The sequence below is a fragment of the Cysteiniphilum sp. JM-1 genome, assembly GCF_008711525.1.
GTDB lineage: Bacteria > Pseudomonadota > Gammaproteobacteria > Francisellales > Francisellaceae > Caedibacter.
In genome coordinates this window covers 47,126-59,085 of record NZ_VXKS01000008.1, presented here as the reverse complement: position 1 = coordinate 59,085, position 11,960 = coordinate 47,126, and the positions used below count along the sequence as shown (strand labels likewise).

Sequence of the window (11,960 nt, the reverse complement as noted above, 5' to 3'; positions counted from 1 at the left end):
ATGTTAAGTCTATATCAGTATGAAAAAGTTTAATAGAATTTCTGCTGTTAACTACGCTTCCTTTGGTGTGGGTAAGCAATAAGTGCAATTAGCATAAATAGTATAGATAAGAATATAACTGGTAATAGTCCATAAACCATCCATGGTGTTTGCCCTTCTATACCATAAACCTTACCTTTTAATACGGCTTGTTCATTGCGTGGAAGGCTGGCGATGGTTTGACCCTCAGGGTTAATAATCGAGGTGACCCCATTATTGGTTGCTTGAATGACATAACGTCCAGTCTCAATCGCACGCATTTGTGAAATTTCCTCGTGTTGCCAAGGGGCAAGGGAATCACCAAACCACGCATCATCACTGATAACGGCAATAAGATCAGCATTTTGTAGCTGATCACGTACCTCAGATGGATATGCAATCTCATAGCAGATAAATAACGCGACACTTAAACCGTTCATTTTAAGTAAAGGCTGTACTTCGCTACCTTTGGTGAAGCTTGACATTGGGATATTAAAATACGCCATAAAAGGTTCAAGAAAATAAGCAAAAGGATAGTACTCACCAAATGGCACTAAATGGTGTTTGTAATAGTGACCAGAGCCTAAGCCATAGACAAAGGCTGAATTGAAGTATTGTTCTTTAGCGTTTAATGCAACGGTGCCAACCAAAATGGCACTGTGCTGTGTGTCACCTAAGTCATCTACTTGACGTAAAAAAGGTTCTATAAATGTTTTAAATGTTGGAATGGAGTTCTCAGGCCAAAAAACCAAATCAGCTGGGTTGTCTCTGGTGGTGGTATAGTAATAATTGATAATCGTTTGCAGCATGCTAGGATCCCATTTCTGATCCTGAATAAAATTGCCTTGGAGGATGCTGACACTTTTTTCAATGCCGTCACTTTTCGTCCACTTGATTTGCTGCAAAGACCAAGCAATAACCAAGGTGACAATAATGCTGATCATCATTGAAATCACAATCTTCGGTTGACGGATATGATTGATCATTTCACTTATGCATATTGAGATAAAGCATATGATAAAACCCACCAGAAAAACGCTGCCAATCGGGGCAAAACTTGCTAAGAAAGTATGTGTTTGTGAATAGCCAAGTAACACCCATGGAAAGCCGGTAAAAAGGTGCGTGCGCAAGAGCTCTAGTATCAACCATATAACAGGTAATAACAAAACTCTGTAAATGAAGTGATGATTTTTAAGTTTGGCATAAGCATACCCAAACGCTAAAAAGAATAGACTTAAGAATAAGATAAAAACGATGGTCAGCGTGACACCTAAAAACACTGATTGACTAAAGGCATGGATGCTGACGTAAATCCACGAAATACTTGAGCCAAAAAAACCAATACCATAACAATATCCAAGCCAAAGACTTCGACGCATGCGCTGTTGGGTTTGCAGAATCTGCATAAAAAGTATAAGTGAAATAAAGGCAAAAATACTAAAGCCAATCGGTGAAAATGATAGGGTTAAAAGTGCACCAGCAATGAGTGCTAAAAGTGTATTTATAATGAACGGCATAGTGTAACAGTGAGTTTAGTCTTGATTGATAATCACATGCAGCGCACGCACGCGGCGCTTATCAGCAGCAGTTACTTTAAAGGTGAACTGACCAATACTTACTTCCTCACCCACCTCAGGCAAATGCTCTAATTTATTGATAATAAGTCCACCAATCGTGTCAAATTCACTATCATCAATATTGGCATCGAAGAAATCATTAAAGTCCTCGATTTCAGTCAATGCATCAATACTAAATTCGTTTTCGTTGATTTTAAGAATCTGTGTTGCTTCTTGATCAAATTCATCTTCAATATCACCAACGATTTCCTCTAGAATATCTTCAATCGTGACAAGTCCTGAGATGACACCATATTCATCAACAACAATAGCAAGATGATTGTGGCTGGTTTTAAAGTCACGCAATAGTGCGTCAAGCTTTTTACTTTCAGGTACAAAAATCGCACTGCGTAATATTGGTTTTAAATGATCAACACAAAGATCCTTGTGCTCAAGTACTACCTTGAGTAAATCTTTGGTATGAAGTATGCCAAGAATGTCATCACGATTTTCCGAGAATACGGGCAAACGTGTATGGCTTGAGTTAACAATGGTTTGAATGATTTCCTTGCTGGTCATGCCCGCATGGATCGTTGCCATTTGCGTGCGTGGAATCATGATATCACCGACAGATGATGAGGCGACATTTAATACCCCTTTAATCATGTCACGCGATTCGCTATCGATCGTACCTTTTTTGACAGCAAGATTTACAAGACCTAAAAAGTCAGAAGGGCTGTGCGGCATTAAGATGGTTGCGGCTATTTTTTCAAGCCAGGTTTGAGAATGTTCAGCGTTATCGTTTTTCGTCTGTTTGTCGTCCATTGTTTACTATTTCTCAACATAAGGGTTATCAATACCAAGCTCTGCCAATAAAGCGATTTCTATGCTCTCCATCTCAAGGGCATCCTCTTCATCGATATGGTCATAGCCAACTAAATGCAGTATGCCATGGATTAGAATGTGGCACCAGTGAGCATCGAGCAATTTCTGCTGCTCTGTTGCTTCTTTTTGCAAAACTTCAGGACATATTATTAAATCCCCTAGAAAATACTCAGTTTCATTGTCTTTGGGTAGTCCTGGAGGTGCCTCAAATGGGAAAGAGAGGATGTTAGTTGGTTTATCTTTGGCGCGATAGTTATTATTGTAATGTTGCATCTCATCAGCATTAACAACTTCAATGCTGATAATCGCTTGGGCTTTATTAAGGAATTTTAAAGTGTGCTCTGCCCAAGTATTGAGTTTATCTTCAGCAGGAAGATAAAGCGCACGATAATTGTTAATATCAATTTCAAGCATTGTCATTAATAATCCTGACTATGATGTTGCTCATAGACATCATAAGCGGCAACAACACGTTGGACAATCGGGTGGCGCACGACATCAATTGTTTCAAAGAATGTCATGCTGATTCCTTCAACTCCGGCAAGCACTTCAATGGCATGACGAAGTCCAGGCGTGACACCTTTGGGTAAGTCAACCTGAGTAATATCACCGGTGACAATTGCTGTTGAATTAAAGCCAATGCGCGTTAAGAACATTTTCATTTGCTCTTTGGTCGTGTTTTGACTTTCATCAAGAATAATAAATGAATCATTAATTGTGCGTCCACGCATATAGGCTAAGGGTGCAATCTCAATGATTTGTTTCTCAATTAACTTGCCAACACGCTCAACACCCATCAGATCATATAATGCGTCGTACATTGGACGTAAATAAGGGTCAACTTTTTGCGCTAAGTCACCGGGTAGGAAGCCCAGCTTTTCACCTGCTTCAACCGCAGGGCGTACAAGTACTAAGCGTTTAACAAGACCTTTTTCAAAAGCAGCAACAGCACATGCCATTGCCAGATAAGTCTTACCAGTTCCCGCGGGACCTATGCCAAAGTTAATATCATTTTCTTGGATGCGCTTTAAATAACGCTCTTGGTTAACCGTGCGCGGGTTAATAGGGCGCGAACCAATCATCACTTGAAATTCAGGGATAAATTTTTCTTTTTTATCTGCTTGTTCCCTTTTAGCAAGTGCATTAAGCGCGATATTGAGCTCTTTGTTATTAAGTTCAAACTGGACATCATTAACAAGCTTTTCGTAAAGCTCTTCTAGAAATTCTCGCGCATCTGTAATCGCGGTCTTAGGACCTACGATGCGGAAATTATTGCCGCGTTGAATGATTTCAACGGCTAAATATTTTTCGATTAAGTGTAAATTTTCATTTAAATTACCACAAAGCTTCGCAAGCATTTGTGCGCTATCTGGTTCAAGATAAAATTGTATTGATTTCATGAAGCTAAATAATTTCTCCGCGTAATGAATGTGGTAAAGCTTCAATGATTTTAACATCAATTAATTGACCAATTAAACTAGAATCACCAGCAAAGTTGACGATGCGATTATTTTCTGTGCGTCCTGCGAGCACTTTATCATTTTTCTTGGAAACTCCTTCCACTAAAATACGTTGTGTTGAATCAACCATTTGGCGACTAATGACCATCGCATTATGATTAAGCTGATCTTGCAGACGTTTCAAACGCTCTTTTTTAACTTCAACAGGTGTGTCATCCGCTAAGTTGGCGGCAGGCGTTCCAGGGCGTTTGCTATAGATAAAACTAAAAGATTGATCAAATTGAACGTCTTTCACAAGATCCATTAATTTCTCAAAATCTCCTTCAGTTTCACCTGGGAAGCCAACGATAAAGTCAGAAGAAATCGTAATATCTGGGCGAACTTTGCGAAGTTTACGAATTTTTTGTTTGAATTCTAAAATCGTGTGATTACGCTTCATGGCTGTTAATATACGATCTGAGCCATGTTGCACCGGTAAGTGTAAGTGATTTGCTAACTGTGGCACTTCAGCATAGGCATTAATGAGGTTGTCTGAAAACTCAACTGGGTGAGAGGTGGTAAAGCGAATACGCTCAACGCCATCAATTGCTGCAATAAAATGAATAAGTAACGCAAGATCAGCGGTGTCACCTGAGGCCATTTTACCAAGATAGTGATTGACGTTCTGACCTAAAAGTGTGATTTCTTTAACACCTTGCTCGGCTAAAATAGCGCACTCTGCTAACACATCTTCAAATGGGCGGTTAACCTCAGGTCCTCGGGTATAGGGTACGACACAATAAGAGCAGTATTTATCACAGCCTTCCATAATCGAGACAAATGCTTTAGCGCCTTCAGCTTTTGGTGCTGGCAAGTGATCGAATTTTTCTACTTCAGGAAAAGAAATGTCAACTTGCGAAATATCGGTTTTTTGTTTTTGTTTAATCAAATCAGGTAAGCGGTGAATGGTTTGTGGACCAAAAACGATGTCCACGAAAGGCGCACGTTTAATGATGTTTTCACCTTCTTGCGACGCGACACAGCCACCAACACCGATAACAAGCTCAGGATTTTTATTCTTAAGATTTTTCCAACGTCCTAGCTCGTGAAAGACTTTCTCTTGTGCTTTTTCACGAATGGAGCAGGTATTGATAAGAATGATATCTGCTTCAGTATAATCTTCCGTTTTACTGGTATTAAAATGCTCGCCTAAAACTTCATTCATGCGCGATGAATCATATTCATTCATCTGGCAGCCAAGTGTTTTAATGTATACTTTTTTATGTTGTTTTACGGGATTTTCAATCACGCTGTCTGTCATTTTTAGTTACCTGATTTTATTTATTGTATGATTTGTATTTATTGCCAAGCATGTTTGATTTGTAATAGATCGTTTATTAGCCTGACAAAAAGTCAAAATAGGGTAGCGTTTTTTGTGTAAAAAGGCTAGTGAAATATCAAAGTCTGTACAAAACGCGTAATGAGGAAATAATTGAAAACTTAAAGGGCGTATTGCCTACGCCCACTGGAGTTATTTGCCTTGAGCTTTATTAATTGCTGCTTGAATCGCATCTTGTTGTGCAAAACCAGGAATAACTGTTGTATTAGCAGCAGTCGCACCTGATAGAGGCATAACGATAATTGCTGGTGTGCCTTGGATGCCAAGCTTATCAAAGCCAAGTTTCATGTCTGCTGCAATATTGTCAGTGACTTTTTTCTCTTTGATCAGGCTTTCGGCTTTTGCAACATCAACACCTACTTTTTTCGCAGCGTCATTAACATCTTTAACAGTTAATTTGCCTTCATCAACGCCGCTAGCGAAAACGGCATTATGATATTTCAAATAGCCTTCAGCGCCATTTAGCATATAAGCAGCAATACCCATTTCAGCAGCATACTGCGATGCTTCCCAACGTTGACCAAAGATTGGGAATTCTTTGAAGATATATTTTACATTTGGATTAGCGTCCATTACTTTTTCCATGATTGGCGCTACTTTGTGGCAGAATACACATTGATAATCAAAGAATTCAATCACGGCAACCTTAGCGTCTTTTGGTCCAACGGTAGGTGTTTGTTCATTTGAAAGAAGTGCTTTGGCATTCTCTAGAACAGAGGTTACTTGTTTTTTCTCTTGTGCTGCCATTAAGTCTTTTTGGAATGTTTGCATAATAGTTTGCATTTGCTCTTGCGAGAACTTGCCTTTTTCGTTAGCAATACCCGCTTTAAAGCCAGCAAGAACTTGCGCGTTATCCAAAGTCGCACCTTGTGCTTTTAATTGTGCACTGACATTTCCTGCAACACTATAGCCTAAGGTGTAGCTTACATTGTTGATAAGTGTTGCTTCACTTTGTTGAGCATCAGCAGCAGTTACTGGTTTTGCAGTTTCAGTTGCTGTTGGTTGTGTTGCAACGGTTTTTGTTACCTCAGGGGTCGCCTTTGCTGAGTCCTTTGAGTCAGATTGTGAACAACCTGCTAGAACAGTGGCAAAAAGTGCAGCGCCAAGCGTGCTTACGATGATTTTTTTTGACATACGCATTATGAATAAAGCTCCATGTTTTTCAGTTAATAAAAATAATCTTTCCGAACTATAACAAAGTTGTTGCTAAAAGGAAAAAGGTTCATGCTCAAATAGTAATTTTCTTCCATAAAAAAAGCCCCAACAGTGGGGCGTGTAGATATCTATTGATGTTTTAGTATATTAATTAGCTAATGCTTAATTTGCTGCAGCACTTGTTGCGTCAACTGCTTTTTTAGCGCTATCATCAGGTGTCTTTGCTGTATCAGCTGCAGTTGTTGCAGTTTGTGCTTTTGCTGCGTCAAGTTTGGCTTTGGCTTTAGTAGCTTCGGCTTCAGCAGCTTCTTCATGCGCTTTCATTTTAGCTTCCATTTCTTTTTGGAAAGCTTGCATTGATTGCTCCATTTGCTCTTGGCTTAGCTTAGGCTTGCTTCCTTCAATACCAGCAATAAAGCCTTGTTGAAGATCGTCAGTATTTAGGCTGACATTTTGTTGCTTTAATTGCTCAGTCATGTTTTTGCCGATTGAATAACCAATGGTATAGCTTGCATCTGCTGCATTGTTTTGTGCTGTTGCAGCTGTGTTGGTTGGTTGAGCATTAGCGGGTGCCGCTTTAGCTGCGTCAGCAAAAGCGCCAGAAACTAATGCGCTGCCGGCTAAAAGTGATAATGCAATGGTGGTTAACTTCTTCATATTTACTCCATTTTTAATGATTAATGTGTTAAATCGAACCTCATTAGCTTAAACAGCACCTTAGCAAAGAACAAGCGTTTTACAGTGAAAAGCATTAAAAAGATCAAAAAACAATGACATTTTATATACAGTTGCTAAACTAACGCACATTTGAAATTATGCTTATTCCAACCGAATGCCAAGACGAATTAAGAAAAACTTTCCTAGCGGTGTATTCAATGCCACTATTGCCAATCTGTCACATGAAGGACGTGGAATCACTAAGATTGACGGTAAAACAACCTTTATTCCATTCGCTTTAGAAGGAGAAGAGGTCGCGTTTGAATATACGTTATCAAAATCAAATTATGATGAAGGTAAACTGGTACAAGTTCTAAAGCCAAGTGCTAAGCGTGTTGCTCCGCCATGTGAGTATTTTGAGATGTGTGGTGGTTGTTCTTTTCAACATGTCGCACCTGATGCGCAGATTGCATTTAAAGAAGAAACATTGCTGAATCATTTTAAACATTTTGGACAAGGTCTTGAGCCTCTTGAGCGTATAGCTCATTTACGCTCAAGCTCACACGAGGGTTATCGTACTAAAGCACGATTAGGTGTGCGCTATGTGCACAAAAAAGGCAAAGTGCTTGTTGGTTTTAGAGAGCGTGATGGGCGTTTTCTTGCTGATATTAATCACTGTGAAGTATTGCATCCGAGTGTGGGTAAAAATCTAACTTTGTTGCAAGATTTAGTGTTTAGCCTATCAAATTACAAAGAGATTCCTCAAATTGAAGTGGCTGTAGATGATCAGGTCACTGCATTGATTATCCGTCACTTAAGTGCGTTTACTGATGAGGATTTAGCTAAGTTAACTGACTTTGCTAAAGCGCAGCAGTTTTGGATATATTTGCAGGCTAAGGGACCTGATACCATAACACGCTTATACCCAGAGGTGACGCAAGAGCCACAGTCGCTGTCCTATCATTTGACAGATTATGGTGTAACTATTTATTTTGAGCCAAATGACTTCACACAAGTTAATCATGAAATTAATCGTAAAATGTTAAAGCAAGCGATAGCGTTATTGGAAGTATCAAATAATGATACCGTGCTTGATTTGTTTTGTGGTTTAGGCAATTTTAGTTTGCCGTTGGCAACAAAAGCCAAATTTGTTGTGGGTGTTGAGGGCGATGAAGCAATGACGATGCGCGCTATGGAGAATGCTAAGCGCAATAATATAGATAATGTTGCTTTTTATCCGGTAAATTTGTTTGAAGACATTTCAAAACATGAATGGATTGTGGAAAATGAGTTTAATAAGTTGCTATTGGATCCGCCACGAGCAGGGGCTGAGATGGTATGTAAACAAATTGAAAAAATTAACCCCGAACGTATTGTCTATGTGTCCTGTGATCCAGCAACGTTGGCGCGTGATGCTGGCATTTTAGTTAATGAAAAGGGTTATAAACTGCTTTCAGCAGGTGTAATGGACATGTTTCCACATACGACACATGTTGAATCTATTGCTGTTTTTGAAAAATAAAAACATAGCGATATATTGAAAGTGTAGGGGCGTATTGTATACGCCCCAAAAGCAGACGAAACAAATTTAAAGCTTTAGAATAGAGCGTAAAGAATAAAAAATAAAAAATAAAAAATAAAAGAAGGTGAGGTTGTGGAGATTGAGTCATTAGTCAATCAGCTGCTAAGTGATGAAACAAGTGAAGATCAGCAGTATCAAATCATTCAGCAGATAGATGCTGAGCTATATGAAGAGCAAACACTTTTTGAATTAGCACGGACATTTCTAAATTATAGTATTAGGGTGGAAAATCCTTTTGCTGAAACAGTCGATATTGTTGGTACGGGTGGAGATGGTTGTCGAACCTTAAATTATTCAACACTAAGCGCATTAATGGTGCATGAGTTAGGTGCAAAGGTTGCCAAACATGGTAATCGTTCGGCAACGTCAAAGTGCGGTAGTTTTGACTTTTTGCAAAAGCTTAATGTGGAAATTCCTGATAACCCAGAAGCGGCATTGAACTTGTTAAAAGAACAAGGAATGGTGTTTTTGTTTGCGCCATTTTTTCATCCAATTTTTGCCAAAGTGGTTAATGTGCGCCAGCGCTTTGCTAAAGAGGGTAAGCGCACCTTTTTTAATGTATTGGGTCCATTGTTAAATCCGATGCAGGTCAAAAGAATCGTGGCAGGGGTTTATGATGAACGTTTGCTTAAGCCGTATCTTTATGCGCTTAAAAACCTAGGTGTCACGCATGCCTATGTTGTATATGGTGATGGGATGGATGAGTTTTCAGTTTGTGGCGCCAATAAAGTGATTAAACTTGAGCATGATGAAGTCACTGAATTTAGCTTACATCCAGAGCAACTAGGGTTTGTGCGTGGCAGACTAGATTACTTAGAAGCAGGTGATTTATATCAGAATTTGGCGGAATCAAAATCGTTATTAAATAATGAAATGTTAGGTGCTAAGCAAGATACGCTGATATTAAATGCAGCTGCTGCTATGCATGTTGCTAGTGGTTTTGTTGATACTTTATCAGTACAAGTTAAGTTGATTAAAGATGCGCTATCACAAGGGAAGTTTGCACATTTAATCCCCTAGTTAATTACATGCTGTATGGGCGAAGCTGAAATTAATAAACTGGCATGCATAAAACTGGATCGCTTGAAAGATGCGTCACAGCATGATGTACCCAAGCTCAATGACAAATTGATGAAGAAAGTGAAATTGTTGAGAAATCTGCATTTTTGAATGAGCTTGAGCGTATTGTCAAAGAAAAATAGCTTGAATGCCAAATTTATAATGACAACTCAATGTGAGGCTATACACTTATTTAATCGTTATATTTTTTGATAATTACATCGTATGACTCAACAATCACTACCATTAGCAACAAAGAAGATATCAGCAGAGGTATCATTACCGGGTTCAAAAAGTTTATCCAATCGCGTGTTGCTTATTGCGGCAATGGCAAAAGGTGAGTCGGTGATTGATAACTTGCCTTTAAGTAAGGATGTATTAGCAGGTGTTGGCGCATTAAAAGCCTTGGGTGTTTCACATCAATTTGATGAGGCATCAGGGCGCATTGTTATTCAGGGTGCTAATGGCTCTTTTCCTAACCAAAAGGCACGCATTTTTTGTAATGAAGCAGGCACGTTGACGCGCTTTATTATCCCATTGTGTGCCGCACAAAAATCAGGTGAGTATTATATCTATGCGGCTGACAGAATGATGGCGCGCCCCATTGCTGAGCAGCTATCCGTATTGAATTCTTTGGGTATGCATGCAACCTATGAGCAATATCAATCATCATTGCCTATGACCATTTTGGCAGAAGGTTTAAAGCAGACAAGCAATGTCAGCATTAATGGTGCTAAGAGTAGCCAGTTCTTGTCAGGTTTATTAATCGCATCCCCCTTGATCGACGGTGGCTTAAGTATTCATTCAGATACAGATCATCCGCAACCTTATGTGCAAATGACCGTGGATATGATGCGTGATTTTGGTGTGGTAGTTAACGTTGAAAATAACCTTTATAAGATACAAGGTAATCAAAGCTATCAAGCACGACACTATGCGATTGAACCAGATATTTCAACAGCATCGTATTTTTGGGCATTGGCGGCAATCACACAGGGTGATGTTAAAGTTAAGCACGTAACACGCGATGCCAAACAAGGGGATATTCGTTTTCTAGAAGTGCTTGAAAAAATGGGCTGTCAAGTGATTGCCGAAGAAGATGGAATTCGCGTGATTGGTGGTGAGGTATTAAAGGGTGTGACAGTAGATATGCGCAATTTCTCCGATACGTTTATGACTGTTGCGGCAATTGCGTGCTTTGCCAAGGGTGAGACGCATATTACAGGACTTGCACACACGCGTTTACAAGAATCAGATCGTGTCAGTGCTATGGCTGAGGGCTTAACACGCTTAGGTGTTAACGTCACAACAACTAAGGATAGTATCCATATTTATCCTGAAAAATCAGCGCTTAGAGCAGCTACTGTTGAAGGGCATAATGATCATCGCATTGCAATGTCATTGGCACTTATTGGTTTAAAACAGGAAGGTGTCATTATCAATGGTGCTGAGTGTGTTAGTAAAACATGCCCTGATTACTTTGAACGGATGGCGAAAATTATTTAGTTCATGCGCAAATCACGGTAAACTACAGCCATTTTGGAGAGTAAGGACGATTGATGCAAGATAGGCAGCTACTGGATTTAGAGGTGATGTTATCGCGCTTTAGTGTCAGGCGTGCTTTTTATCTAGGAAAAGTTAAAAAAGCTTATTTTGAGCGAGTTTCTGCAGTGCATCATTATGCAGCAAGTGGTTTTATTTATGATGCGCAGATATTTGGCGCAAGCTTTAATGCCGACAATTGGCCGTTTGCGAACAAAAGCTTTGATCTGATTGTGCTTGATAATGTGTTATTAAATCCTAATGATCTACATAAGATTTTAATGGAAGCCATTCGCGTGTTAAGTGATGATGGTTGTTTGATTGTGGTGCAATACAAAAAAAATCAAGGAACAGCCATCCCATTTCGTCTTGTTAATAAAGAAATAAAATCTCAAGGTTTACATAAAATTGAAAGCCATTATTATGATGTGTTTAATGTCAAAGACTTTAATAAATGGTTGCCATGTTTATTGCCTGAGAGCTTTTCTTGTGAGTATATTGCAAGCTTTAGCAAACAGGTTATTCCGCTTAGTCCATTATTCTCAGGGGCAACGGAAATGGTTAAGTTACCTGGGAAATATGCCATTGGCATGAATAAAGTGTTGAAAGTGAAATAAATAGAGGGTATTCGTAAATACAATAGCCCTACAGGCTGCATGATGTGTATA

The 11,960-nt window shown here is 39.2% G+C and carries 11 protein-coding genes; 4 read left to right on the top strand and 7 right to left on the bottom strand.

The window, feature by feature from the left end:
- Positions 1–47: 47 nt before the first annotated feature.
- The 7 genes from lnt to F3D68_RS05175 form a co-directional block, all read right to left on the bottom strand.
- Positions 48–1,535, bottom strand: a complete 1,488-nt coding sequence (gene lnt, locus F3D68_RS05205) for an apolipoprotein N-acyltransferase (RefSeq protein WP_151193390.1) — start codon at positions 1,533–1,535, stop codon at positions 48–50.
- A gap of 15 nt (positions 1,536–1,550) precedes the next feature.
- A complete protein-coding gene (locus F3D68_RS05200) occupies positions 1,551–2,399 on the bottom strand; it encodes an HlyC/CorC family transporter (RefSeq protein ID WP_151193389.1) in 849 nt (282 codons plus the stop codon).
- A 6-nt stretch (positions 2,400–2,405) separates the two neighbouring features.
- Positions 2,406–2,879 carry an rRNA maturation RNase YbeY gene (gene ybeY / locus F3D68_RS05195; RefSeq protein ID WP_224728245.1) on the bottom strand — a complete coding sequence of 158 codons (474 nt, stop codon included), beginning with the start codon at positions 2,877–2,879 and terminating at the stop codon, positions 2,406–2,408.
- The gene (locus F3D68_RS05190) at positions 2,879–3,859 is read right to left on the bottom strand and encodes a PhoH family protein (protein WP_117003669.1); all 981 of its coding nucleotides are present in this window, start codon (positions 3,857–3,859) and stop codon (positions 2,879–2,881) included. The genes ybeY and F3D68_RS05190 overlap by 1 nt, the downstream gene beginning before the upstream one ends.
- Before the next feature lie 4 nt (positions 3,860–3,863).
- Positions 3,864–5,219 carry a tRNA (N6-isopentenyl adenosine(37)-C2)-methylthiotransferase MiaB gene (gene miaB / locus F3D68_RS05185; protein ID WP_151193388.1) on the bottom strand — a complete coding sequence of 452 codons (1,356 nt, stop codon included), beginning with the start codon at positions 5,217–5,219 and terminating at the stop codon, positions 3,864–3,866.
- A 210-nt stretch (positions 5,220–5,429) separates the two neighbouring features.
- Complete coding sequence (locus F3D68_RS05180; protein ID WP_151193387.1) at positions 5,430–6,437, bottom strand: thioredoxin domain-containing protein; 1,008 nt, start codon at positions 6,435–6,437, stop codon at positions 5,430–5,432.
- A 177-nt stretch (positions 6,438–6,614) separates the two neighbouring features.
- Complete coding sequence (locus F3D68_RS05175) at positions 6,615–7,109, bottom strand: FKBP-type peptidyl-prolyl cis-trans isomerase N-terminal domain-containing protein (protein ID WP_151193386.1); 495 nt, start codon at positions 7,107–7,109, stop codon at positions 6,615–6,617.
- Between the two features lie 175 nt (positions 7,110–7,284).
- Here F3D68_RS05175 and rlmD point away from each other — a divergent pair, with 175 nt between their 5' ends.
- From rlmD to F3D68_RS05155, 4 genes are all read left to right on the top strand, one after another.
- A complete protein-coding gene (rlmD, locus tag F3D68_RS05170) occupies positions 7,285–8,631 on the top strand; it encodes a 23S rRNA (uracil(1939)-C(5))-methyltransferase RlmD (RefSeq protein ID WP_151193385.1) in 1,347 nt (448 codons plus the stop codon).
- A gap of 132 nt (positions 8,632–8,763) precedes the next feature.
- Positions 8,764–9,711, top strand: a complete 948-nt coding sequence (gene trpD / locus F3D68_RS05165; RefSeq protein ID WP_191092710.1) for an anthranilate phosphoribosyltransferase — start codon at positions 8,764–8,766, stop codon at positions 9,709–9,711.
- Positions 9,712–9,975: 264 nt separating this feature from the next.
- Positions 9,976–11,256, top strand: coding sequence for a 3-phosphoshikimate 1-carboxyvinyltransferase (gene aroA, locus F3D68_RS05160; protein ID WP_151193383.1), 1,281 nt, complete (start codon positions 9,976–9,978; stop codon positions 11,254–11,256).
- Positions 11,257–11,309: 53 nt separating this feature from the next.
- The gene (locus F3D68_RS05155; protein WP_151193382.1) at positions 11,310–11,909 is read left to right on the top strand and encodes a class I SAM-dependent methyltransferase; all 600 of its coding nucleotides are present in this window, start codon (positions 11,310–11,312) and stop codon (positions 11,907–11,909) included.
- The last annotated feature ends 51 nt before the right edge of the window (positions 11,910–11,960 follow it).

Bases quoted from the DNA above. Each gene is read 5' to 3' on its own strand.
- lnt (WP_151193390.1), bottom strand. From the start codon at position 1,535: ATGCCGTTCATTATAAATACACTTTTAGCACTCATTGCTGGTGCACTT.
- F3D68_RS05200 (WP_151193389.1), bottom strand. From the start codon at position 2,399: ATGGACGACAAACAGACGAAAAACGATAACGCTGAACATTCTCAAACC.
- ybeY (WP_224728245.1), bottom strand. From the start codon at position 2,879: ATGACAATGCTTGAAATTGATATTAACAATTATCGTGCGCTTTATCTT.
- F3D68_RS05190 (WP_117003669.1), bottom strand. From the start codon at position 3,859: ATGAAATCAATACAATTTTATCTTGAACCAGATAGCGCACAAATGCTT.
- miaB (WP_151193388.1), bottom strand. From the start codon at position 5,219: ATGACAGACAGCGTGATTGAAAATCCCGTAAAACAACATAAAAAAGTA.
- F3D68_RS05180 (WP_151193387.1), bottom strand. From the start codon at position 6,437: ATGCGTATGTCAAAAAAAATCATCGTAAGCACGCTTGGCGCTGCACTT.
- F3D68_RS05175 (WP_151193386.1), bottom strand. From the start codon at position 7,109: ATGAAGAAGTTAACCACCATTGCATTATCACTTTTAGCCGGCAGCGCA.
- rlmD (WP_151193385.1), top strand. From the start codon at position 7,285: ATGCCAAGACGAATTAAGAAAAACTTTCCTAGCGGTGTATTCAATGCC.
- aroA (WP_151193383.1), top strand. From the start codon at position 9,976: ATGACTCAACAATCACTACCATTAGCAACAAAGAAGATATCAGCAGAG.
- F3D68_RS05155 (WP_151193382.1), top strand. From the start codon at position 11,310: ATGCAAGATAGGCAGCTACTGGATTTAGAGGTGATGTTATCGCGCTTT.